A 22,374-nucleotide genomic window follows, 5' to 3' on the forward strand; every position below is an offset into this window, starting at 1 on the left:
GAGAATAATTATTATCTTTGCGAAACAACTGTAGGAGCGAAGCTTGCTCGCGAAGGTATCAGCTCAGCCAACATAACTGTTGAACATGCAGTCCTCTTCGCGAGCAAGCTTCGCTCCTACACGATTACTGTTGAACGATGCCCGCAGGGTTCGGCTTCGCCTTGGGTTTGATCAGGCTGAAGTCGATCAACGCCTTCTGCTCGCGCTCATAAGGATTGCCGATCATCAATGGGCGAGGCTTGAAGCTATCGCTGACCAGGCTCTTGCTGCGATCGAGTTCATCGAAACTCAAACCTGCCAGATCGGCCCAGGTATGGATCAGGTGCGAGCTGCTGTACGGCCGCCCGAGGTCTTCGGCGAAGCTCCAGTCATGGCTTTCGCGCCATTTCGGCGAGGCCCAGGCCATGAACGGAATGGTGTACATCGGCGCCGTCGGCTTGGCTTCATTGCGACCGAGAGTGTTATGGCCCGCCGAATCGAAAACGTCTTCGCCGTGGTCAGAGAGGTACAGCAGGAAACCGTTCGGATCGGATTTGGCGTAGTCCTTGATCAGGCTCGAGACCACGAAGTCGTTATACAGCACTGCGTTGTCATAGCTGTTGTAGGTCGGCAGTTGATCGTCACGCACGCCGGCGGGAACGCCGTTGCGGTCCTTGAACTTGTCGAATGTCGACGGATAGCGGTACTGGTAGCTCATGTGCGTGCCGAGCAGATGCACGACGATCAACTTGCGTGGCGCCGCGTCGGCCAGGGCCTTGTTGAACGGTTCGATGACATCGCCGTCGTACTGGGCGGCATTCTGGTTGCGGTTGTTGTTCAGGTACACCTGCTCGTCGGCCTGCTCGGAGAAGGTCGTGAGCATGGTGTTGCGCTTGGTCATGGTCTGCTGGTTGGTGATCCAGAAGGTTTTGTAGCCGGCCTGTTTCATCATGCTGACCAGCGATGGGGTCGAGAGGTACAGGTCCGGGTTTTCTTCGTCGGCGAAGGTCAGCACCTGCTGCAACGCCTCGATGGTGTAGGGGCGCGGGGTGATGACGTTATCGAAGACCGCCAGTTGATCCTTGAGCTTGTCCAGTTCCGGCGTGGTTTCACGCGGGTAACCGTAGAGGCTCATGCGCTGACGGTTGGTGGATTCACCAATCACCAGCACCAGGGTGGCCGGCTGGTTGGCCATCGTATCCTTGAGGTTGTTCAGGGGTGGAATCTTGCTCGCACTGTCGAGCATGTCCTGCATGCCGGCGAGGGTGTCGAGGTAACGGTGATAGGCCACCGCCATCTGCCATGGCACTGCCGGTTCGATGCGGGTTTCGAGTTTTTCGAAACCTTCGGCGAGGCTGCCGGTGCGGACGGTCTGTTTGATCATCGGATACCCGACCACGGCCACCAGAATGGCTGTCGCCGCCACCAGCGCGCGAACGCGGGGCATGTACACCGGGCGCAACCGCGTCCACAGGAAATACGCGAACAGGGTGTGGGCGAGGAACGCTGCCACCATCCACCAGGCGAAATACTGGGTCATGTACTCGCCGGCTTCAGAGATGTTCGACTCGAACATGATGAAGATGACGCTCTGGGAGAATTCCTGCTGATAGATGAAGAAATAACCCAGGCTCGCCATTGAGCAGGCCCACAGCACCACGCCGATCAGCGCGGCCAATACACGGGTTTGTCGGGGGAACAGCAGCATCGGCGCCAGCCAGATGGCGCTCATCACAAAGGCCTGGCGGAATCCGGTGAACCCGGAAGTGCCCGTCAACTGGATCAACAGTTGGGTGATGCCGGAAAAATACCAGAAGAACAGGAACAGCCAGAGAAACCCTGCCCAATCAAAACCTTTCGCAGACGAACTGCTGCTGCGTTGAAACAAAGCCATTGCGCGCTCCAGCCAGAATCACTTTCCACCGCCGGGACTGGAAAGTCGCCGACGAACGGGCGCCGCGCGGAGACCGGGCGGCCATATGGGGCCGGAGTATCAACAAGGGGGTGTGAAAGTTTTGTGAGCTGTGAACGCTGGCGAATCAGAACGACGTAACGGAAACAGCGCAGGGCTGCTTCCGATTCAGGCGAGGGGATCAGGCGTGGGGAGCGCGCAGTGTGACAGGCTTCGGCTGAGCCTGGAGTCCTTGCGTCAGCAGCCGTAACTGCTCGACTTCCTGCTTCAGCTGGTCGCGCTCGTCTTTCAACTGGCGCAATTCATCGCGACGGATCGTGACGTAAAGGGTTTGTGCTGGCCGTGCTGCTTGTACTGTGCCCATTGCTCACCTCGCAAATGGCTGTCTCAACTGTAAATCCGCCCCGACATCGGTGCTTATTTACTATCGGCACTGATTTTGATTTCTTTTGCCCCGTAAGGGAACTTTTTTATTTTTCATGGTCGTTGTGTCTTTGGCACGATTCCAGACGTTATCAGTCAGGATCGGGCACAATGCCCGGAAACTTCACGCCAACGCTCTGGACTAACCCACATTAGTCGCGTTGGGCTATAACCTTTGACACACATTTATTTGTAGTAGGGAGCATCAGCACATGCAACTCGGGATTATTGGACTGGGCCGCATGGGCGGCAATATTGCGCGGCGCCTGATGCTCAACGGGCACACCACCGTTGTTTACGACCGCAATACCGCCTTCGTCGATACCCTGGCCGCCGAAGGCGCCAAAGGCGTCATCGACCTGCCAGCCCTGGTCGCTGGCCTGGCCAAACCACGTGCGGTCTGGGTCATGCTGCCGGCCGGCGCACCGACCGAAGACACCATCGACACCCTGAGCACCTTGCTCGAACCCGGCGATACCATCATCGACGGCGGCAACACCTTTTATAAGGACGACATCCGCCGGGCGAAAACCCTGTCGGAAAAAGGCCTGCACTATGTCGACGTCGGCACCTCTGGCGGCGTCTGGGGCCTGGAGCGCGGTTACTGCATGATGATCGGCGGCGAAGCCGAGGTGGTGAAACGCCTCGATCCGTTGTTCGACAGCCTGGCACCGGGCCTGGGTGATATCCCTCGCACCAAGGACCGCAAGTCGGACGACGATCGCGCCGAACGCGGTTACATCCACGCCGGTCCCGCAGGCTCTGGTCATTTCGTGAAGATGATCCACAACGGCATCGAATACGGAATGATGCAGGCCTTCGCCGAAGGCTTCGACATCCTCAAGACCAAGGCCAGCACCAACCTGCCGGAAGATCAGCGCTTTGATCTCAACGTGGCCGACATCGCCGAAGTCTGGCGTCGCGGCAGTGTTGTGTCGTCCTGGCTGCTCGACCTGACGGCTGACGCGCTCGCCAGCGATCCGAAACTCGACGGTTACTCAGGCTCGGTCGCTGACAGCGGTGAAGGTCGCTGGACCATCGAAGCGGCCATGGAACAGTCGGTGCCCGTGCCGGTGTTGTCGAACTCGCTGTTCTCCCGCTACCGTTCACGCGGGCAAGGCACGTTTGGCGACAAGATTCTCTCGGCCCAGCGCTTCGGATTCGGCGGCCACGTGGAGACCGCGAAAAAATGACCCGGTTGATCCGCAATAAATCCAAGGCAGAACCCGCACCACCGACCACGCTGTTCCTGTTCGGTGCCCACGGTGACCTGGTCAAGCGCTTGCTGATGCCGGCGCTGTACAACCTGAGTCGCGACGGTCTGCTTGGCGATGGATTGCGGATCATCGGCGTTGACCACAACGCCATCACCGATGAGGCCTTTGCGCAGAAGCTCGAAGATTTCATTCGGGCCGAAGTGGCGAGCAAGGTCGGCAAGGGCGATCAAGTCCTTGATCCGCAGTTGTGGGCCAAACTGGCAAAAGGCATCAGCTACGTCCAGGGCGACTTCCTGGACGACAGCACGTATCAGGCGCTGGCGGCGAAAATCGCCGACAGCGGCACCGGCAACGCGGTGTTTTATCTGGCCACCGCGCCACGTTTCTTCAGCGAAGTGGTGCGTCGTCTCGGCGCCGCCGGTTTGCTGCAAGAAACGCCGGAAGCCTTCAGAAGGGTGGTAATCGAAAAACCGTTCGGCTCCGATCTGCACACCGCCGAAGCCTTGAACGCGTGCTTGCTCAAGGTGATGACGGAAAACCAGATTTACCGGATCGATCACTATCTGGGCAAGGAAACCGTACAGAACATTCTGATCAGCCGGTTCTCCAACAGCCTGTTCGAAGCCTTCTGGAGCAACCATTACATCGACCACGTACAGATTACCGCCGCGGAAACCGTCGGCGTGGAAACCCGTGGCAGTTTTTATGAGCACACCGGCGCCTTGCGGGACATGGTGCCCAATCACCTGTTCCAGCTATTGGCGATGGTGGCCATTGAACCGCCGGCCGCCTTCGGCGCCGATGCGGTTCGCGGCGAGAAAGCCAAAGTGGTGGGGGCGATTCGCCCCTGGTCCACTGAAGAGGCGCGGGCCAATTCGGTGCGCGGCCAATACGCCGCCGGCGAAATCGATGGCAAGCCGTTGCCGGGTTATCGCCAGGAAACCAACGTATCGCCCGACAGCACGACCGAAACCTATGTGGCGCTCAAAGTCATGATCGACAACTGGCGCTGGGTCGGCGTGCCGTTCTACCTGCGCACCGGCAAGCGCATGAGCGTGCGCGACACCGAGATCGTCATCTGTTTTAAACCGGCGCCTTACGCGCAATTCCGTGATACCGAGGTCGATGAGCTGCAACCGACCTATCTGCGGATCCAGATTCAGCCTAATGAAGGCATGTGGTTCGACCTGTTGGCCAAACGGCCTGGGCCGGCGTTGAAAATGGCTAATATCGAACTGGGTTTTGCCTACAAGGATTTCTTTGAAATGCAGCCGTCCACCGGCTACGAAACCCTGATCTACGATTGCCTGACCGGCGATCAAACGCTGTTCCAGCGCGCCGACAACATCGAAAACGGTTGGCGTGCCGTACAACCATTCCTCGATGCCTGGCAGCAGGACGCGAGCGTGCAGACTTACGCGGCCGGTGAGGACGGACCGGCGACGGCAGAAGACCTGCTGACTCGCGATGGTCGCGTCTGGCATGGCCTCGGATGAGTGAGGTCACGCAACACACCATCCGTTTTCTGCTCAGTGACATGGACGGCACATTGTTGCTGCCGGACCACAGCCTCAGCCAGCGCACCATCGAAGCCGTCCGTTCGTTGCGCGAGGCGGGCGTGCTGTTCAGCCTCGCCACGGGCCGACCGCCGAAAGCCATGTTGCAGCAGATCGAAGCCCTGGGCGTCGATCTGCCGACGGCAGCATTCAATGGCGGCACGATTGTCCATCCCGATGGCAGTTTGCTGGTCGCGCATTACTTGCCGGCCACGGCGGCACTGATTACGTTGACGCTGTTTGCCGATCTGCCGGACATCGAGGTCTGGGTGTTCAGCGGTGGTGACTGGCTGGTGAAAGACCCGACCGGGCCGATGGTTCCTCGAGAGCAGCACGGCCTGGGGTATCCGCCCGTAATGGTGGAGAGTTTTGAGCCGTACCTGGAACACATCGACAAGATCGTCGCGGCGAGCAATAACGCGCAGCTGTTGATTGAGCTGGAGGCGCAATTGCTGCCCAAGGTCGAGGGCCAGGCGCAGGTGTCGCGATCGCAACCGGTGTACCTCGACGTGACCGCGATGCAAGCCAACAAGGGGGACGCGCTGGAGACACTGGCCGCGTTCCTGGGCGTGCCGCTGGAGCAGACGGCGGCCTTGGGCGATGGCGGCAATGACCCCGCCATGTTTCACCGCGCGGGTTTGTCAATCGCCATGGGGCAGGCGGAAGAGGCGGTGAAGCGTCAGGCCGACGTGGTGACCGGAGCCAACACCGAGGACGGCGCGGCGCAGGCAATCGAGCGGTACATCCTCAACGCAGGTTAACCGCGTTATCGTTCTTCGCGGGCAAGCCTCGCTCCTACAGACGGTGAGTTCCTGTAGGAGCGAGGCTTGCCCGCGAAGGCGTCAAACCTGCTTGTTCAAAGCCAGTAACTCACCGCATACCACCCAAGAACACCCATCACCACCGTATACGGCAACGCCATCCACACCATCCGTCCATACGACAGGCGAATCAGCGGTGCAATCGCCGACGTCAGCAGAAACAGAAACGCTGCCTGGCCATTGGGCGTCGCCACGCTCGGCAGGTTGGTGCCGGTGTTGATCGCAATCGCCAGGGTCTCGAAATGTTCACGGCTCATGTGGCCGGAGATGAACGCCTGCTTCACTTCGGTGATGTAGATGGTCGCGACAAATACGTTGTCGCTGATCGCCGACAGCAAGCCGTTGGCAATAAACAGCATGCCCGGTTGCTGATCCGCCGGCAGCGCCAGTACCCACTGGATCAGCGGCGTGAACAACTGCTGATCGTGAATCACCGCCACCACCGCAAAAAACACCACCAACAGCGCCGTGAACGGCATGGCGTCCTTGAACGCAGTGCCGAGGCGATGCTCGTCAGTAATACCAGTGAACGCGGTAATCAGCACGATCACCATCAAGCCGATCAGGCCCACTTCAGCCACGTGGAAGGCCAGGCAGCCAATCAGAATCAGCGCCGCCAGCCCTTGAACAATCAGCGCAGCGCGTTGGCGCGAAGTGCGTTCGGCGTTGTCTTCGGCGGCATAGTTGGCCAGCACGGCGCGCACGTTGTCCGGCAGGAGTGTGCCGTAACCAAACCAGCGCAACTTTTCCAGCAGTACGCAAGTCACCAGGCCCGCCACCAGCACCGGCAGCGAAACCGGGGCGACTTTCAGGAAGAATTCAGAAAAGTGCCAACCCATTTCGTGGCCGATCAGCAGGTTCTGTGGCTCGCCGACCAGGGTACAAACACCGCCCAATGCCGTGCCTACGGCGCCGTGCATCAACAGGCTGCGCAGAAAGGCGCGGAACTGTTCGAGGTCAGCGTGATGGAGTGTTGGCAGGTGCTGGTCATCGCCATATTCACTGTCCTGACGCGGATCATTGCCCGAGGCGACGCGGTGATACACCGAGTAAAACCCTACAGCCGCGCTGATGATCACGGCGGTCACGGTCAAGGCATCGAGAAAGGCCGAGAGAAACGCCGACAGAAAGCAGAACATCAACGCCAGCAACGCCTTGGAGCGAACCCCGAGCAGCAGACGAGAAAACAGAAACAGCAGCAGGTCTTTCATGAAGTAGATGCCCGCGACCATGAACATCAGCAGCAGGATCACCGGGAAGTTGTGCACCAGTTCGTCATACAGTGCCTGGGGCGTGGTCATCTTCAACAGCAGCGCTTCGATCAGCAACAGGCCGCCGGGCATCAGCGGATAGCACTTGAGCGCCATGGCCAGGGTGAAGATGAATTCCAGCACCAGCAGCCAACCGGCCGCGACCGGACCCACGGTCCACAGCACCAGGGCGTTGAGAATCAGGAAGCCGAGAATGCAGGCCTTGTACCAGCGAGGTGAATGCCCGAGAAAATTATGCGCGAACGCCTGGGCCATTGAGCCGGACATCGGCTACTCCTTGTATTAAGAAGCGCGCAAGTTGCCGTAAGCCGAAGGGAAGATCAAGCGTAGGAAATATCGGCGCACCTATCCCAGATAGCGTGTGACGATTGCCCGGTGGTTGCCATCCAGTGAATAGCCACCTACGACAATGTTGCCATCGGACTGCACGGCCAGCGAGGTCGCGGTATCCGGGCCGCGACTCAGGCGGGTGCGGACCCAACCGACGCCATTGCCAAAGCTTCCATCGAGCTGTCCGCCGGGCAGATACCGGGCCAGAATGAAATCAGCTTCGATGCCCCCGACCGTGGCGCCAACGGTTAGCACGCTGCCGTCCGCCAGGACCTGGGCGGCGGTCCACTGGCAGCCGCTGCGGCCAATCTCCAGTAATTGCGGTTGGCCGCCGTTGCAGTGAATGTCCGGGCGACCGTTGCTGTGGACTTTGAGGGCCATGCACTGCATCGGGTCGCGGCTGCTGCCAACACACTGCAGGTCGCCGTTGTGTTGCTGGACGATCTGGCTGACCTGAGCATGACGTCCCTGTGCCATGAAACTCATGAAACCATCCACGGCGAAACTGTCGTCGAGGCTGCCGTCGCTGTGATAACGCGCCAGCAGCCCTTCTTCAGGAAAATTGATCGAGCCGCCCACCAGAATCCGACCGTCAGGTTGCACCAGCAGACTGCTCAGCCAGGTGTTCATCAGCAAGTGCCTGACCAGCACGAAGCCGCGACCGTTGAAGGTGTCGTCCAGTGAGCCGTCAGGGTGAAGCCGTACAAGTACGCCGACATGATCGGCCAGCTCGAAATGATGATTGGCCAGCAAAAGGATTCGCCCGTTGTCCTGTACATAGACATCACATGCTTCGGCGCCCGGCACGCCAGGTGGCAACCAGGCATCACGCACGCCTTGGGAAAGATTGCCCGGCAGGCGCACGACACAGCGTCCGTTGTTGCCAAATGACTGGACCGGTTTGCCCTGTTGATTGAACAGCGCGAAGGCGGGCAGTGTGCGATGCGCACTTTCATAGTGCAGGCCGGCCACCAGAATGCGCCCATCGGCGAGTAGCAGGACTTTGCCGGCCATGGCCTCGAAACCGGGCTCGAACTGGCTGATGACACTGCCTTGTTGGCCGAAGGCCAGATCCGCCGAGCCGTCCTCGAGCAGGCGTGCCAGGCCAAAGCGGCTGCCGCCCGGGGTGCCGACCTTCGCGGCGATCAGCAACCGGCCCGCGGAATCAATCGCGACGCCATTGGCCATGCTGGAGGTGCTACCGGGGAAATACACTTGGGTTTTGCCGGTGCCGGCAAAGGACTCATCGAGCTTCCCGGCGTCGTTCAGCGCGGCGGGTAAGGCGAAAGCGGTCTGGATTGACATGCACGCATCTCCTTGCGAGTCGTCGTGATCCAGGAATCGGGGAGGTGGCGACTGGTGAAATATTCAACGCCTGAATGACCGGCTGCACAACTGACAGAACTAACAGGCGGAGGGTCGCTTTGTGCCAGAACAGTGTCTTTTCGAACCACTGAAAAGCCGGCCAATTAATTGGCCTTCGTAAGTTCGAATAATCGAATGTCGCCAGTGCTGGTAATAAGGCCAGTGAACTACCGATCGAGGGGGGAGGGTGCGGATTACCGGAAGTAATCCGCAAAACGCTTTAGTGCGGCATCGACCACGATTGCAGCGTGTAACCTTCCTGGCTCAGCTCTTTGCGGGCTTCTTCCAGAACATGTTCAAGTTGCGCGGGATCGGTATAGGCGCTGCTTGGAATCTGCTTGCGGCCAATGCGGGTATTGGTGCGGTCGATGACGGTCAGGCTGAGTTCGCCATTGCCGTCCTGTGGGGCCCAGGCCACGCATTGAAATGGCAGGAATGCGCGGTCGGCAATCAAAAGAGCTTCGTTGATACGGAGCGGGGCGGTCATGGGATCTTCTCTCTATATGCCCAATCAAGTGATGTGCCGTCGGTTGGGCTTACCGTTCGGCTGGTTACTTGTACTGATGCCCGCAACCGGTGGGTGGGTCACATACAATTAAAAGAAATTTCAACTTTCTTTCATCGGTTCAGGGTTCTGGCAGGCTTTGAAAGCTGAATGAAAGGTTCGACTCGTTAGGTAACTAACAAAGTTACTTCTTATAACTGCTTACGCGACCTTCCTATAGTCAATCGATACAAGACAACGTCAAATTATTGCTAATGTTACAGTCAGGTCTGCCAAATGACTGTTTTTAATAATATTTCCTACAATTTGGCGCCAAGGAACAGTCATGATCGAAGCGCCCGCGTTACGACGTCTGTTAGTGGTGGACCCGTGTGACGACTGCCATCGTCTGCTGCCGGGGTTGCGCGCTGTAGGTTGGGACGTTGATAGCTGTACGCTGGAAAATGCCGCCGACCGAACATGCGACGTCGGTCTATTGCGTCTGCAGCCGTTTCATCTGGAGCGCCCCGAGGCCGTCAAGGAGCTGATCAGCCGCAGCGGCACCGAGTGGATCGCCGTGCTCAACCAGGAAGTCCTGCGACTGCAGAATGTCGGGGACTTTGTCTGTGAATGGTTTTTCGATTTCCACACCTTGCCGTTCGATGTGTCCCGGGTTCAGGTGACGCTCGGCCGGGCGTTCGGCATGGCGCGCTTGCGTGGCCAGGGCACGGTTCACATCGATCAGCCCGAACACGAGCTGCTCGGCGACAGCAAGCCGATTCGCGAGCTGCGCAAACTGTTGAGCAAACTGGCGCCGACTGAATCTCCGGTGTTGATTCGTGGTGAGAGCGGGACTGGCAAAGAGCTGGTCGCCCGCACCCTCCATCGACAATCCCAGCGGCACAGCAAACCCTTTGTCGCGATCAATTGCGGCGCGATTCCCGAACACTTGATCCAGTCCGAACTGTTTGGCCACGAGAAGGGGGCCTTCACCGGCGCCCATCAACGCAAGGTCGGGCGGATCGAAGCCGCCAACGGCGGAACCCTGTTTCTAGACGAGATCGGTGACCTCCCGCTGGAGCTGCAAGCCAACCTGTTGCGGTTCCTCCAGGAAAAACACATCGAGCGCGTGGGCGGCAGCCAGCCGATTCCTGTGGATGTGCGGGTATTGGCGGCGACACACATTGACCTGGAAGCCGCCATCGAGAAGAAGCGCTTCCGCGAAGATTTGTACTATCGCCTCAACGTGCTGCAAGTGGTCACCGCGCCGCTGCGTGAGCGCCATGGCGATCTGTCGATGCTGGCCAACCACTTCTCCCATTTCTACAGCCATGAAACCGGCCGTCGTCCGCGCAGTTTCAGCGAAGACGCGTTGATTGCCATGGGCAAGCATGACTGGCCGGGCAATGTGCGTGAACTGGCCAACCGGGTACGCCGCGGGCTGGTCCTGGCCGAGGGGCGGCAGATCGAGGCGCGCGACCTGGGGCTGATCAGCCAGCAGACGATCGCCGCACCGATGGGCACCCTCGAAGACTACAAGACTCGCGCCGAACGCCAGGCGTTGTGCGATGTATTGAACCGCCACAGCGACAACCTGAGTGTCGCCGCCCGGGTACTGGGCGTGTCGCGGCCAACCTTTTACAGACTGCTGCACAAGCACCAGATCCGTTAGGGCGGGGCGAAACGAAAAGGCCCGCTGCGATGAACTCGCCGCGGGCCTTTTCCATTCAGGTGAAGCGGTTAGAAGTAGTACGGGAATTTCAGGCTGAAGGAAAAGTCTGGCGCGTCGTCGGTCAAGCCGATGGCCAGGTTGGGAACGATCGTCAGGTTATCGGTGGCTGCCAGGGTCATGCCGATGTTGAAGTTAGCCGCGTTGTAATCGCTGTTGGAAATCGATTGCCAATCGCCACCGTCCGGTCTGATCTTGCTCTTGCGGGCGAACTGATCGGTGAACGAGAACGACATACTCATCTTCTCGTTCAAGGCGAATGCAATGCCGGCTCCGACCTGCCAGGAATCGCCCAGTTTCACGTCCCCTTTCACCTTGGCGCCGACCTGAGGGCTGATGTCGCTGAAAGAGTCCTCCATGTTGTAGGTGTAGGCCAGGGAGCCGAACAGCACGGCCGGGTCGAAGGTCTTGACCAGCGAGATACCTGGGGTAATCGACCAGACACCATTACCGGTTGGCAAGTCCTCGGGGACCGCGAGGTTATCGTTGTTCGGATCCTCAATCAGCTTGATGCCGTAAGGATCCTTGCCGGTCGGTGCCTTGATGCGCAGTGTAGCCACCGCGTCGGGCAGATTGGCCGACTCATCCAGAAACTTGTAGGCAACGCCCACGTTCACGTCGCCGATGGTTGGGTCGCGGGTAACGGTTGCGTCCGACGTCACAGGGCCTGCGCCGCCGGCGCCACCGGAGGAATACGTTGATTCGCGATACACCACAGGGACGTTAATGTCGAACTGCCAGCGTTGCGCCACGTTGTAGCGGGCAGTCAGGTCCAGTGTCCAGTTGTCGGCCTTGATGCGGTCGAGGTTGATGTTGCCGAGGAAAATCGAGTCCAGCGCCAGAAAGCCATTGAGCGTCAGCGCACGTGTATCGAAGTGCGTGTAGGTCAGGCCGGTTTCGACACTGAATTTGCCGCCACCGAAGAATCCGCTGGCTTCGTCATACAAGTTGGAAACGCTTTGCGCAGGTTCGGAATCATCCTTGAGCGATTGGCCATATGAACTGCCCGTGGTTCCCGGCGCACCGGCGGCCACCGTCTGGCCACCCCTGCTCGGTTCGGCAGGGGATTTGGTCAGGCGTTTGGGAGGAGGGGTCGCCGGTGTTTCTTCTACTTGTCGAACGCGCTGCTCGAGGACCATCAGCGCGTTCTGTTGTGCCTCATAACGCTGTTTCAACTCCATGAGTTCTTGTTTTAGTGCTTCAACCTGGGGGTCCGATGCTGCGTAAAGCATTGTGCCCGGTGCCAGGCTACTCAAACAAACGATAGCTCTGAGCGTTAACGATCGGTGCATGTTAGCCGTCCCTTCTGAGTGCATCTGATGAGACTGAGCGTAGATCAGAATCCTAGAGCGCGAAGACCTTTAAGTTGATCCAGGTTGCCATTCAACGAACTGGTCGACGGCAGGTTATCGCGCAGCACAACGTTGATCGACATCAGGTTGTTGACCTGATTGCCACCACCGAGCAAGGTCGCGTTTTGCATAAGCCCGCCCTGGGCAAGGCGCTGCACAGCGCTGCCCTGGTTGTTGTTGGCCATGATGTTGAGCTGCACGCCCGCGCCGGAAGAGGAAATGCTCAGCGCCCCGGCACCATTGGTGTGGGTCAAGGTTGTACCCGCGGCCAATACTTGCCCCTGATTGTTCATCTGTTGCGCCTGGCCGCCTTTCTGGACGTTGAGATTAACGTTGTTGTAAGCGCTGTTGTTGTCACCGGCAGCGCGCACCACTTGGGTGACGCCCTGGGTCGTGCTCAAACCGTTACCGCCGCTGACGGTGCCGGTGCCCTGAGAAACCGCCGAGCCATTGCCTGTTTCGTCGATCATCGACACATAGAACTGTGGCTGGATAGTCGTTTGTTGAATTTGCATCGAGGACGTCGCCCCAATCACTTGGCCGCTGGAGTTTTGCCAAGTGCTGGTCATCACAATTCCGAAACTGACGATCCGTCCCGGCATGACATAGCGGCCTCGCAGGCTCGCCAATTCCTGATCATTCAGTTCGATGGGTTTGAATATCTGTGCCTGGGTTGGCAGGCTGGCGGCCAGGCAGACTACGGCCAGCCAGATTGGAGTCTTCATTGGATGCTCCCGGAGCGTCGTGCTCCCTTGTTATTAGAAGAAGTCGCTTCGGATAAATCCGAAGTCCAACAACTCTGCGTCTTGCACCGGGCTGAAGGTGTTGATGCGGTTCTTGGCAGTCAGTGGCAGGGGTGGATCGAGCAGCGCATTGGCTTTGTCATAGCCCTGGCCAATGACGGCAAAGATGATGCCGTTCCAGCCTTTGACAAAGTCGTCGACTTTGAAACGTTTATGACCCAGTACCGGATCTCCGACATAGACCCAGCCGTTATGGACTTTTTGCAGAACTACAAAATGTTTGTAGCCACGGATGTCCATGAGCACCACGACTGGAATTCTGATATCGCTCAACGTTTCCGCTGCTACCCGGTAGCCACGGGCCCGCATGCCGATACTTTCCACGTAACGCTTCATGTCGAGCATGGAAAAGCCCTGGACGCGGACAACGTCTTGATCGGCGTGTGCCAGCATGCCTTCGATGATCTGGTCTTCATTCACGTCCAGCCAATAGGCCTGGCGCAAGATGGTCGCCAGCGCTGCTGCGCCGCAACTGAAGTCGGTTTTCTGTTGCACCAGGTCGGCAAATTTACGCTCGCGTACGCTCTGGATCGGCTTGTACACCACCGCGCCGCCAGGCAGGACGGAAAGCGGCAGTTGTGCAGCCTCGATCACACTGGCCACGCAAAGCAAAACTACCAAGGCGATAATGCGCATGGTGGGACGCCCTCTGGTCGTGTTGGAAAAAGGCCCCCGTGAGGGGGCCTCCAGAGTCAGCCATCAGAACGATTGGTTGGAAATGGCCAGCGAGTTGCTTTGTTGGTTGCCCACACCGGCAGCCACGTTCACGCCGAGGTTGCCACTGCCGCCATTCACCGAACCACTCAGGGTTGCAGTGTTGGTCACAGGGTTAGCCCAGCCATTTGGGGTCAGGATTTGATAGGAAACGGTGTTGCTCAAATCCCATGTATTGCTTTCGGTGTAGCCCTTCACTTCGTGTTTGGTAGAAGCGGACGATTTCTCGCCTGATTTCTCGAACGAAGAGTCATACGATTTTGTGAAGGAGGAATTGAACGCTTTTTCGAACGAAGAGTCGGTCGAGTTTGTGTGCTCTGTATCGACAGATGCATTGAGCGACGCGTTAAGCGATGCGTCGAACGACTTGCTGTTGGTGCGATCTCCATGGCCATAATTAACGGTAACGGATTTGGAACCATCCGCCGCTGCTTCCAGGGAAGCGATCACAGAAGCATGGCTGGTAGCGCTGTTATCGGTGCTTTTTGAACCGTTTGCATCAAAGTGATTGGTGCCGCTGGCGTCATAACTGCTGACACCGCTCTTAGCCCAGTTGCTGGAAGCGCTCTTATCAATGTTCAACTCGGAGTTATGGCTGAAAGAGGCACTACCGGTGTTGGTTGTGGTCAGCGTCACCGTAGCCAGGGCGACGTTCTGATCCGCCCTGTTGTTCACTACCAGACCAGGACCGTTTTGTTCAGCAGAGGCGGTGGCTGTTGCATTGCCGAGCGGAGCATTGGAGTTGGCAATTGCCATGGTGTTTTTCTGTTGGTTAAGGTCGCCACCAGCAATGTTGATCCCCATATTGCCGTTGCCGCCATTGCCCGACTGACTCATCACGGCAGAGGCTGTGGTGTTGTAATTGTCGACCTTGTTATTGTTGCTGTACTGCTTGACGCTGGCAGTAGCATTGGCAACGCCGAACACGAAGCTGTTATCGAGAGCGGAGGTGGCACCAGCGTTCGCGATGGCAGCAGCGTTGTCCTGTTGGTTGCCGTCGCCTGCCGCGACGTTGATACCGACGTTGCCGTCGGCGCCTGTGGCAGAGCCGCTCATCTCGGCGTTGTTAATAGTCCCTTGGTTAAGGATGCGGTTGCCGGTACTGCTCTGTTTGTCGTTGGCATTGGCAGTCGCGTAGACAGGGATCTTTGTAGGAGGAGGAGTGTGTTGACCGTTGTTGTTATGACCATTGTGGTGGTCATCGTGACGACGATCGTTGCCAGCTTGTACAGCAACAGCCATGAGCGCAGCAATTGCGAAAACCAGAGGCTTGAGTGCCATCGAAGGTTTCATGGTGATTCTCCGTACTTATTTTAGGTTAAGTGTTGTTTCCTACCTTTTTTGGGTCAGTCCGCGACCCGTACGCTCAGGGTATTGGCCATTCGGTTTCCTACCCCGGCGCTCTGATTCAACTGAATCACCCCACGGCTACCGGTGAAAGCCTGGTCACTGGTAGTGACCTGGCGGAGGCCGGGTGCAGAGTCAGTTGGAACGGAGTTGTTGAGCAGCGCCACGTTCTGTTGCATGAGGACGCTGTCGTCGATGCTTTGCGGCTGTTTGCTGATGCTTATCCGCAGGGCATTGGCTTGCTGGTTGCTGGCACCCGCGCTCTGGTTGACGCCCAGAACACCGTTGCCGTGACTGAAAGAGTCGCCTTGAATGCTGGCCCGAGCATCCATCCTGGGGTCGACCTGCGTATTCAGTCGTTGACGAATCTGGGTGGCCGCGCTGGCTGAATCACCAATGGCGATGGCCCGGGCGTTGGCCTGTTGCTGCTGATCGCCTGCAGCCTGGTTGACCGCGAAGTTGCCTTGGTACTGGCTGCCCGAACTGTCGATCTCGGCATTGTTGATGATGGGCGGTTGAGCGAAGCTCGATGCACTGCAGAACATGGCGACAATCAGCAGTTTGTGATTCATTTCAACGGCCTCCCGTAATGACGTTCAGACCGCTCAGGCCTCGCTGGACGCTTGAATTGACCAGGTTGGAAATACCGTTGCCCCCTCCCGAACGCCCGGCGGGGAGGTTGGAAATCTGGTTCTGAGTGGTGATATTGCCGCCCAGATTGGTGTTGTTTAAATTGACCAGGCGTGAGATGCCCGCACCACTGGCGACGTTGGCAAAATCGCCGTCGTTCAGTTCGTTCGTCTGACTGAGGATTAGCCTGGAGGGGTTGGCATTGACGGTCGTAGGGTTGGGGTCGGGAACCACCGGGGCTTGCACTGCGTTCCGCACCTGGACATCACGTTTGATAATGATGATGCCGTCGTCAGCCTGTACAGGGCAGAGGCTTGAGCCCAAGGCGATCAGCATGAAGCTATAGATGCTGGTATGAAATTTCCCCACGGCGGCAATTCCTTCTGTAGAGAACGCTGGCCCTTATTAGCGTTGCGAAGGAAGAGAGCAGAAGCTGTGCCGGTTTTTGTTTTTCTTTTAAAAACAATTAGTTGGATTTAATTGTCGAGGTGGTCAAAAAAATTTTGTAACGCTACTGAGACAGAGCTACGCAAATCGCCGTCCATTGCTGGCGCAATTGCTCGCTGCGGGTGCTGAAGGGTGATCTGTATCAGTGCCTTAACAATTTCTGACAGGCGCGCACGGGCCGCTCTAGCCCGCGGGTTTTCGCAGGGGAGGGTGTTTCAGGAATGGACATTTACGACGCCTGTCAGACGTTGAGCAGGCGTGTCACAGCTTCGAATGCCGCGTCCTTGCGTTGATTCCAGTCACCTTGCACGACTTGGCAAGGTTGACGATGCAGGTCAAGCCACTGGTGGCTGGCCTGGAAAAACGCCTTGCGTTCTGCCAGTTGCGGTTGGCAACGTTGCCCGTCGTCATGCCAGGCGACAGTTTCGGGGCTGAGCAACAAATGCAGGTCATAGCGCCTGGCTAGCAATGCTTGCTCGATCCACGCCGGGCAAGCGCCAAATAACGTGCGGCTCCAAAGGATATTGCTTAAGAGATGCGTATCGAGAATCAGCAGTCGCGGTTGTTTGGCTCGTGCTTCATCTTCCCAACGCAGCTGGCCAAGTGATATTGGCGTGATATCGTCGTAGCAAGTTACACGGGCTTCAGTATCGATGAAATACCGAACGTACTCGCCGACCAAAATGCCGCCAAAGTTGGCGTAAATCTCACTCGAAAGCCAGCTCTTGCCGCTGGATTCGGGACCGGTCAGCACCAGGACTTTCATGTGCGCAACGCCGGGTCGGCGCGCCATTCTCGCCAGCCTTCTACGGCAATCACGGTGAACAACCCATAGAGCCCGGCGGTCAGGTACATGCCCTTATAGATGAAGAGCCCGACGAAAATCACATCCAGGGTGATCCACAGCGGCCAGCACTGAACGCGCTTTTGCGCCATCCAGACCTGCGCCACCAGACTGAAGCCCGTCAACGCCGCATCGAGCCAGGGTTGGGCGGCATCGGTCCAGTGCGCCATGGCCGCGCCGAGCAGCAGACTGCCGATGGCCCCGATGGCCAGGCCTGACACGATCGATTCCCCCTTGAGTTGGCTAACCTGCCGCCCCTGCCGCGCTGCCCCCGCGCGCGTCCATTGCCACCACCCATAGAGCTGCAACGCGGTGTAGATCACCTGCAACAGCATGTCCGAATACAGCTTCACTTCAAAAAACACCCAACTGTACAGCGACACCATGACCAGGCCGATCGGCCAGCACCAGGGGTTCTGTTTGACCGTCAACCAGACGGCAATGACACCGAGGGCGGCGGCAAACAGTTCAAGCCCGGACATGGAGGTTCCTTGGGGAAATCGTAGAGGGAGCGGATTGTACCGAGTTTGTACTGACGAGGCTTCTGTGGCGAGCGAGCTTGCTCGCGCTGGGGCGCGTAGCGGCCCCAAAATCTTGCGGCTGCTTCGCACCCGAGCGCGAGCAAGCTCGCTCGCGACAGGGGTTGGTGTTTGGCTTTAGACGCGGAACTGCTTGAGCAACCCGTTCAACTGCTCGCTCAGATCCTTGAGACGCACACTCGCCACGCTCGACTGTTCTGCCGCCAGCGCCGTGCTGTGGGACAACCCGGCAGCCTGGGTGACGTTCTGGTTGATGTCCTCGACCACGTGGGCCTGTTGCAGGGTGGCGCTGGCGATGGAGGTGTTCAGGCCGTTGAGGTTGCGCAATGCCTGGCCAATGGCATTCAGGCTTGCACCGGCAAGGCCGGCCTGTTCGATGGTCAGCTGGGACGCGCGGCTGCTGTCGCCAATGACCTTGACCGCCGCTTCGGAGTGGCCTTGCAGACGTTCGATCATCGACTGGATTTCGGCGGTGGACTTCTGGGTACGCTGGGCCAGCAGGCGTACCTCGTCCGCCACGACGGCAAACCCGCGACCTTGCTCGCCGGCCCGGGCGGCCTCGATGGCGGCGTTGAGGGCGAGCAGGTTGGTCTGCTCGGCGATGGAGCGGATCACCTCCAGCACGCTGCCGATCTGGGTGCTTTCGGTGGCGAGGGTGCGGATGACTTCCACGGCCTGATCAATGGTGCCCGACAACTTGTCGATCTGTTGCAGGCTGCTGTCGATGTTGACCTGGCCCTGCTGCGCCTGGGATTCGGCATCGCGCATTTCGCTGGCCGCCTGCTCGGCGTTCTTCGCGACATCCTGCACGCCGTACGTCACTTCATTGATGGCCGTGGCCACCAGTTCCATCTGCTGGGATTGCTGCTGACTGCGTTGCTGGGCCTGGGCGGCGTCGTTGCCCAGTTCGCTGGACGACTGGCCCAGCGCGCTGGCGGACACCTGCAATTGACCGATCACCATCCGCAGTTTGGCGGTAAAGGCATTGAAGTGGCGGGCCAGTTGTGTCACTTCATCCTGGCCATGGGTATCGAGGCTGCGGGTCAGGTCACTTTCGCCGCTGGCAATGTTGGCCATGGCGTTCACGGTGTCCTGGAGTGGGCGAACGATGCTGCGGGCAATCAGGATCACCAGCAGCGCCATGATGGCGGCAATCACCAGCCCGACGACTGTAGCTTTCCAGACCTGGCCCATGAACTCGGCTTGCATGTCATCGATGTACACGCCCGAGCCGATCACCCAGCCCCACGGTTCGAACAGTTTGACGTAGGACGTTTTTGCTACCGGCTCGCTGGCGCCTGGTTTCGGCCAGCGATAGTCGATCGGGCCGGCGCCCTTGGCTTTGGCGAGGGCGACCATTTCATTGAACACCGCAAACCCGTCCGGGTCGCGGATCGCCGAGAGGTTCTGACCATCGAGTTTCGGGTTCGCCGGGTGCATGATCATCACCGGCGTCAGGTCGTTGATCCAGAAGTAGTCGTTCTGGTCATAGCGCAGGCCGCGAACGGCGGTCAGTGCCTGTTTTTGCGCGGCTTCGCGTGTGAGCGTGCCGGCGGTTTCCAGGCCGTGGTAATAGGTCAGAATGCCGCTGGCAGTCTGCACCACGTGCTGGGTTTTCTGGGCCTTGGCGTGATACAGGTCTTCGTGGATCTGCTTGAGCATCAACACGCCCAACGTCAAAAGCATCATGACGGCCACGATCAAAATGAGCCACAAACGGCGGCTGATCGACATATTTCGCAAGCTGCTCATAACGCTGTCACTCCAGTTTCTTTTTCTTGTAATAAATGATCGCCAGCATCCAACCACACTTTGCCGATCGGGCATATCCGACCCAAGTCCTATAACGTGGCAGCGTTAATCAGGCTTGTCTGATAGGATTTCGGCCCCGCACGGAAAAACCTGAATCCAAGTCGATGTTTCACGGAATTTTTACGGTTCCGTCCGGATTCTGTGCGCGCGGGCCTTTTCGCTACGCTGACTGTTTCTGAAAAAATATTAACGGGGCATGCCGTCGCGCATTGCTTTTTGGGGGATTGATGGATCTTTGGACTGCCGTTTCGGCATTGATACTTGGCGTTGTAGAAGGGCTGACTGAGTTCTTGCCCATTTCCAGTACCGGACACCAGATTATTGTGGCCGACTTGCTCGATTTCGGTGGTGAGCGGGCAATGGCGTTCAACATCATTATCCAGCTTGGGGCAATCCTGGCGGTGGTGTGGGAATTCCGGCGCAAGATTTTCGATGTGGTGGTTGGCCTGCCAACGCAGCCAAGCGCCCGGCGCTTTACCGCCAACCTGCTGATTGCCTTCCTGCCGGCCGTGGTATTGGGGGTGATCTTTGCTGACCTGATCCACCATTACCTGTTCAACCCGATTACCGTGGCCACGGCATTGGTCGTTGGCGGCATCGTGATGTTGTGGGCGGAACAGCGTCAACATGAGGTGCATGCCGAAACCGTTGACGAGATGACCTGGAAAGACGCCTTGAAAGTCGGCTTCGCCCAGTGCCTGGCGATGATTCCCGGCACATCGCGCTCCGGCTCGACGATCATTGGCGGTTTGCTGTTCGGGCTGTCGCGCAAGACCGCCACCGAGTTTTCGTTTTTCCTGGCGATGCCGACCATGGTCGGAGCAGCGGTGTACTCGGGCTACAAGTATCGCGATTTGTTCGTGCCGGCTGATTTTCCGGTATTCGCCATCGGCTTCGTCACCGCATTTATCTTCGCGATGATTGCCGTCAGAGGCTTGCTCAAATTCATCGCCAGCCACAGCTACGCGGCGTTCGCCTGGTATCGCATTGCGTTTGGTCTGGTGATTCTGGCCACCTGGCAGTTCGGCTGGGTCGACTGGACCGCGGCCAAGCCATGAATGATGCCAGCGGGCGCAACGGCCCCGGACGCCGTTCCGGGGGTGAGATTCACAACCCGCGACTGAAACTGCTGGTGTTCGCGGTTGTGTGCGCGCTGCCGTTGACAGGCTCGTTGTCGTTCTGGCTGCGAGGGATTTCACTGATTCCCCTGGCAGCCTACGGCATCGTCAGCGTGTTGGCGTTCTTCCTTTATTGGAGTGACAAGCGCAAGGCCCGCACCGATAGCTGGCGTACGCCCGAGAACGTGTTGCATGCGGTGGAACTCGCCGGTGGCTGGCCGGGCGCCTTGCTGGCCCAGCAAGTGTTTCGGCACAAGACGCGCAAAGTGTCGTTTCAGCTGCTGTTCTGGATGATCGTGCTGCTGCATCAAGTGTTCTGGATTGATCAGCTGTTCCTGGGTGCAAACCTGTTGGCGTTGTTCTAAAGCAGCAGCCCGACCTGAGTGCGCTTGGGCAGCCTGCTCACCACCAGTTGATGGGAACGTTGCAACAGGCTTTGCAATTCTTCAGCGCCCAGCGGGTAGGGCGTTTGCATGATGATCCACTGGGCCCGCGCCAGGTACGGCGCCGGATGAACGCCCGGGCGATCGCAATGCCCCAGGAACAGGTCCTTGTCGACCTTGAAGGCGAGGGATTCGCCCCGCAGGTTCTGCAGGGCGAACATCTTGTTCCCGGCAATCGAAAACACCCGCACACCACCCCACTTGTAGTCTTCCCGCGCACCTGGCAGTGCCAGACAGAACTGTGCGACATCCTCTTCGCTCATGCGTCCAGCCTTCATATCAGTCGGTCCCCACAGGCATTGAATGATTCGATCAAATGATCGAGCCAGGCGCGGACCGCCGGCATGACGCCACGCCGGTGAGGGTAGACCGCTTGCAGCCAGCCGCCAGGCAATGACCAGTCGGGCAGTATCTGCACCAGCGCGCCGCTTTCCAGTTCCTGCTCGCAATACATCATCGGCAGCATGGTAAAGCCCTGTCCGGCGAGGGTACAGGCCCTGCGCACAATGAAATCGTCGATGCCCAGTCGGGCTTCGAGCGCGAGTTCATGACTTTGGCCCTGCTGGTCGAGCATGCGGATGTGCACCATGCGGTCGGCTTCAAGGGCGCCGAGCACCGGTAAGCCCTTCAGGTCTTCGGGGTGGTTGATTTCCCGGCCTTGCAAAAAATCGGGACTGGCCACCAGCCACAGCTGCGCCTGACGCAAACGTCGGGTGACCAGTAAAGGGTCTTCATCCCCCAGCTCCCGCACTCGCAACGCCACATCGACGCCCTCGGTCACCAGATCGACCCTGCGGTTGACCAGCATGACCTCCAGTTGAACATGAGGGTATTTCTCCAGGAATTTACTGATTACCGGCGACAACATTTCATGGGCGAGGCCGACGGGAGCGGACACCCGCAAGCGCCCGCGAGGCTCGCTGGACATGCTGGCCACGGCTTCATCGGCCATCTCGGCTTCCAGCAGCATGGCCTGACAGTGCCGCAGGTAACGCTCGCCCACGGCGGTCAACTTCAACTGCCGTGTGGTGCGTTGCAACAAGCGCGCGCCAAGGCGTTCTTCCAGCTCGGCGATCCGCCGCGACAAGCGCGACTTGGGAATGCCCAGCAAGCGCCCGGCTGCGGCGAAACCGCCGGCTTCGACCACCTTGGCGAAGTAGTAGAGGTCATTGAGGTCTTGCATGGTCTTAACCCGATTGTTCTATCAGTGAGACGAACTATCGCATTGTTGCGGTCTA

The 22,374-nt window shown here is 58.6% G+C and carries 22 protein-coding genes; 6 read left to right on the forward strand and 16 right to left on the reverse strand.

The annotated features are described in order from the left end of the window. Positions 1-124 precede the first annotated feature (124 nt). Complete coding sequence (locus KJF94_RS10480; RefSeq protein WP_214383147.1) at positions 125-1,873, reverse strand: phosphoethanolamine transferase CptA; 1,749 nt, start codon at positions 1,871-1,873, stop codon at positions 125-127. Between the two features lie 199 nt (positions 1,874-2,072). Then, a complete protein-coding gene (locus tag KJF94_RS10485) occupies positions 2,073-2,255 on the reverse strand; it encodes a DUF6026 family protein (protein ID WP_214383149.1) in 183 nt (60 codons plus the stop codon). 271 nt (positions 2,256-2,526) lie between these two features. Here KJF94_RS10485 and gnd point away from each other — a divergent pair, with 271 nt between their 5' ends. Genes gnd through KJF94_RS10500 form a run of 3 tightly spaced genes read left to right on the forward strand, consistent with a single transcriptional unit; the run spans position 2,527 to position 5,848 of the window. Then, positions 2,527-3,507, forward strand: a complete 981-nt coding sequence (gnd, locus tag KJF94_RS10490) for a phosphogluconate dehydrogenase (NAD(+)-dependent, decarboxylating) (RefSeq protein WP_214383151.1) — start codon at positions 2,527-2,529, stop codon at positions 3,505-3,507. Continuing rightward, on the forward strand, positions 3,504-5,027 hold the full coding sequence (gene zwf / locus KJF94_RS10495; protein ID WP_214383153.1) for a glucose-6-phosphate dehydrogenase: 1,524 nt from the start codon (positions 3,504-3,506) through the stop codon (positions 5,025-5,027). Before gnd ends, zwf begins: the two co-directional genes overlap by 4 nt. Further along, on the forward strand, positions 5,024-5,848 hold the full coding sequence (locus KJF94_RS10500) for an HAD family hydrolase (RefSeq protein WP_214383155.1): 825 nt from the start codon (positions 5,024-5,026) through the stop codon (positions 5,846-5,848). Before zwf ends, KJF94_RS10500 begins: the two co-directional genes overlap by 4 nt. Before the next feature lie 95 nt (positions 5,849-5,943). Here KJF94_RS10500 and nhaB read toward each other — a convergent pair whose 3' ends face one another. The 3 genes from nhaB to KJF94_RS10515 form a co-directional block, all read right to left on the reverse strand. Further along, complete coding sequence (gene nhaB / locus KJF94_RS10505; RefSeq protein WP_214383157.1) at positions 5,944-7,446, reverse strand: sodium/proton antiporter NhaB; 1,503 nt, start codon at positions 7,444-7,446, stop codon at positions 5,944-5,946. A gap of 78 nt (positions 7,447-7,524) precedes the next feature. Then, positions 7,525-8,814: a hypothetical protein gene (locus KJF94_RS10510; RefSeq protein ID WP_214383159.1), complete on the reverse strand. Its 1,290-nt coding sequence runs from the start codon at positions 8,812-8,814 to the stop codon at positions 7,525-7,527. 280 nt (positions 8,815-9,094) lie between these two features. Continuing rightward, positions 9,095-9,361: a hypothetical protein gene (locus KJF94_RS10515; RefSeq protein WP_214383161.1), complete on the reverse strand. Its 267-nt coding sequence runs from the start codon at positions 9,359-9,361 to the stop codon at positions 9,095-9,097. Between the two features lie 343 nt (positions 9,362-9,704). Here KJF94_RS10515 and KJF94_RS10520 point away from each other — a divergent pair, with 343 nt between their 5' ends. Then, positions 9,705-11,030, forward strand: coding sequence for a sigma-54 dependent transcriptional regulator (locus tag KJF94_RS10520; RefSeq protein WP_214383163.1), 1,326 nt, complete (start codon positions 9,705-9,707; stop codon positions 11,028-11,030). Between the two features lie 68 nt (positions 11,031-11,098). Here the strand turns inward: KJF94_RS10520 and fapF are convergent, their stop codons facing one another. The 9 genes from fapF to KJF94_RS10565 all read right to left on the reverse strand — a co-directional run bounded on the left by fapF (position 11,099) and on the right by KJF94_RS10565 (position 19,515). Next, on the reverse strand, positions 11,099-12,379 hold the full coding sequence (fapF, locus tag KJF94_RS10525) for a fibril amyloid transporter FapF (RefSeq protein WP_214383165.1): 1,281 nt from the start codon (positions 12,377-12,379) through the stop codon (positions 11,099-11,101). A 44-nt stretch (positions 12,380-12,423) separates the two neighbouring features. Continuing rightward, on the reverse strand, positions 12,424-13,164 hold the full coding sequence (gene fapE / locus KJF94_RS10530; RefSeq protein ID WP_214383167.1) for a fibril amyloid subunit FapE: 741 nt from the start codon (positions 13,162-13,164) through the stop codon (positions 12,424-12,426). A gap of 33 nt (positions 13,165-13,197) precedes the next feature. Beyond that, a complete protein-coding gene (locus KJF94_RS10535; RefSeq protein WP_214383169.1) occupies positions 13,198-13,878 on the reverse strand; it encodes a C39 family peptidase in 681 nt (226 codons plus the stop codon). A 63-nt stretch (positions 13,879-13,941) separates the two neighbouring features. Beyond that, entirely contained in the window at positions 13,942-15,249 is a 1,308-nt protein-coding gene (locus tag KJF94_RS10540) for an autotransporter outer membrane beta-barrel domain-containing protein (protein ID WP_214383171.1), read from the reverse strand. 53 nt (positions 15,250-15,302) lie between these two features. Continuing rightward, positions 15,303-15,875, reverse strand: a complete 573-nt coding sequence (gene fapB / locus KJF94_RS10545; protein ID WP_214383173.1) for a fibril amyloid subunit FapB — start codon at positions 15,873-15,875, stop codon at positions 15,303-15,305. 1 nt (position 15,876) lies between these two features. Next, positions 15,877-16,302, reverse strand: coding sequence for a hypothetical protein (locus tag KJF94_RS10550; RefSeq protein WP_214383175.1), 426 nt, complete (start codon positions 16,300-16,302; stop codon positions 15,877-15,879). Between the two features lie 319 nt (positions 16,303-16,621). Beyond that, a complete protein-coding gene (locus tag KJF94_RS10555; RefSeq protein WP_214383177.1) occupies positions 16,622-17,146 on the reverse strand; it encodes an AAA family ATPase in 525 nt (174 codons plus the stop codon). After that, entirely contained in the window at positions 17,143-17,706 is a 564-nt protein-coding gene (pnuC, locus tag KJF94_RS10560) for a nicotinamide riboside transporter PnuC (protein WP_214383179.1), read from the reverse strand. The genes KJF94_RS10555 and pnuC overlap by 4 nt, the downstream gene beginning before the upstream one ends. Before the next feature lie 174 nt (positions 17,707-17,880). Next, complete coding sequence (locus tag KJF94_RS10565) at positions 17,881-19,515, reverse strand: methyl-accepting chemotaxis protein (protein ID WP_214383181.1); 1,635 nt, start codon at positions 19,513-19,515, stop codon at positions 17,881-17,883. A gap of 287 nt (positions 19,516-19,802) precedes the next feature. Here KJF94_RS10565 and KJF94_RS10570 point away from each other — a divergent pair, with 287 nt between their 5' ends. Then, complete coding sequence (locus KJF94_RS10570) at positions 19,803-20,633, forward strand: undecaprenyl-diphosphate phosphatase (RefSeq protein ID WP_214383183.1); 831 nt, start codon at positions 19,803-19,805, stop codon at positions 20,631-20,633. Continuing rightward, the gene (locus KJF94_RS10575; RefSeq protein ID WP_214383185.1) at positions 20,630-21,058 is read left to right on the forward strand and encodes a DUF1294 domain-containing protein; all 429 of its coding nucleotides are present in this window, start codon (positions 20,630-20,632) and stop codon (positions 21,056-21,058) included. The genes KJF94_RS10570 and KJF94_RS10575 overlap by 4 nt, the downstream gene beginning before the upstream one ends. On the opposite strand, the gene KJF94_RS10580 is transcribed toward KJF94_RS10575, so the two are convergent. Beyond that, positions 21,055-21,414, reverse strand: a complete 360-nt coding sequence (locus KJF94_RS10580) for an MmcQ/YjbR family DNA-binding protein (RefSeq protein WP_214383187.1) — start codon at positions 21,412-21,414, stop codon at positions 21,055-21,057. The two genes, KJF94_RS10575 and KJF94_RS10580, sit on opposite strands and share 4 nt — an antisense overlap. Continuing rightward, complete coding sequence (locus KJF94_RS10585; RefSeq protein WP_214383189.1) at positions 21,411-22,319, reverse strand: LysR substrate-binding domain-containing protein; 909 nt, start codon at positions 22,317-22,319, stop codon at positions 21,411-21,413. The genes KJF94_RS10580 and KJF94_RS10585 overlap by 4 nt, the downstream gene beginning before the upstream one ends. Positions 22,320-22,374: the final 55 nt, after the last annotated feature.

Source organism: Pseudomonas hormoni, assembly GCF_018502625.1.
Taxonomy (GTDB): Bacteria; Pseudomonadota; Gammaproteobacteria; order Pseudomonadales; family Pseudomonadaceae; genus Aquipseudomonas; species Aquipseudomonas hormoni.

Excerpts from the sequence above, each read along its gene's own strand:
- KJF94_RS10555 (WP_214383177.1), bottom strand. The coding sequence starts at position 17,146 with ATGAAAGTCCTGGTGCTGACCGGTCCCGAATCCAGCGGCAAGAGCTGG.
- KJF94_RS10520 (WP_214383163.1), top strand. The coding sequence starts at position 9,705 with ATGATCGAAGCGCCCGCGTTACGACGTCTGTTAGTGGTGGACCCGTGT.
- KJF94_RS10485 (WP_214383149.1), bottom strand. The coding sequence starts at position 2,255 with ATGGGCACAGTACAAGCAGCACGGCCAGCACAAACCCTTTACGTCACG.
- KJF94_RS10540 (WP_214383171.1), bottom strand. The coding sequence starts at position 15,249 with ATGAAACCTTCGATGGCACTCAAGCCTCTGGTTTTCGCAATTGCTGCG.
- KJF94_RS10585 (WP_214383189.1), bottom strand. The coding sequence starts at position 22,319 with ATGCAAGACCTCAATGACCTCTACTACTTCGCCAAGGTGGTCGAAGCC.
- fapB (WP_214383173.1), bottom strand. The coding sequence starts at position 15,875 with ATGAATCACAAACTGCTGATTGTCGCCATGTTCTGCAGTGCATCGAGC.
- KJF94_RS10580 (WP_214383187.1), bottom strand. The coding sequence starts at position 21,414 with ATGAAGGCTGGACGCATGAGCGAAGAGGATGTCGCACAGTTCTGTCTG.
- pnuC (WP_214383179.1), bottom strand. The coding sequence starts at position 17,706 with ATGTCCGGGCTTGAACTGTTTGCCGCCGCCCTCGGTGTCATTGCCGTC.
- KJF94_RS10565 (WP_214383181.1), bottom strand. The coding sequence starts at position 19,515 with ATGAGCAGCTTGCGAAATATGTCGATCAGCCGCCGTTTGTGGCTCATT.
- KJF94_RS10570 (WP_214383183.1), top strand. The coding sequence starts at position 19,803 with ATGGATCTTTGGACTGCCGTTTCGGCATTGATACTTGGCGTTGTAGAA.
- fapE (WP_214383167.1), bottom strand. The coding sequence starts at position 13,164 with ATGAAGACTCCAATCTGGCTGGCCGTAGTCTGCCTGGCCGCCAGCCTG.
- KJF94_RS10575 (WP_214383185.1), top strand. The coding sequence starts at position 20,630 with ATGAATGATGCCAGCGGGCGCAACGGCCCCGGACGCCGTTCCGGGGGT.
- KJF94_RS10535 (WP_214383169.1), bottom strand. The coding sequence starts at position 13,878 with ATGCGCATTATCGCCTTGGTAGTTTTGCTTTGCGTGGCCAGTGTGATC.
- gnd (WP_214383151.1), top strand. The coding sequence starts at position 2,527 with ATGCAACTCGGGATTATTGGACTGGGCCGCATGGGCGGCAATATTGCG.
- fapF (WP_214383165.1), bottom strand. The coding sequence starts at position 12,379 with ATGCACCGATCGTTAACGCTCAGAGCTATCGTTTGTTTGAGTAGCCTG.
- KJF94_RS10480 (WP_214383147.1), bottom strand. The coding sequence starts at position 1,873 with ATGGCTTTGTTTCAACGCAGCAGCAGTTCGTCTGCGAAAGGTTTTGAT.
- KJF94_RS10500 (WP_214383155.1), top strand. The coding sequence starts at position 5,024 with ATGAGTGAGGTCACGCAACACACCATCCGTTTTCTGCTCAGTGACATG.
- nhaB (WP_214383157.1), bottom strand. The coding sequence starts at position 7,446 with ATGTCCGGCTCAATGGCCCAGGCGTTCGCGCATAATTTTCTCGGGCAT.
- zwf (WP_214383153.1), top strand. The coding sequence starts at position 3,504 with ATGACCCGGTTGATCCGCAATAAATCCAAGGCAGAACCCGCACCACCG.
- KJF94_RS10510 (WP_214383159.1), bottom strand. The coding sequence starts at position 8,814 with ATGTCAATCCAGACCGCTTTCGCCTTACCCGCCGCGCTGAACGACGCC.
- KJF94_RS10515 (WP_214383161.1), bottom strand. The coding sequence starts at position 9,361 with ATGACCGCCCCGCTCCGTATCAACGAAGCTCTTTTGATTGCCGACCGC.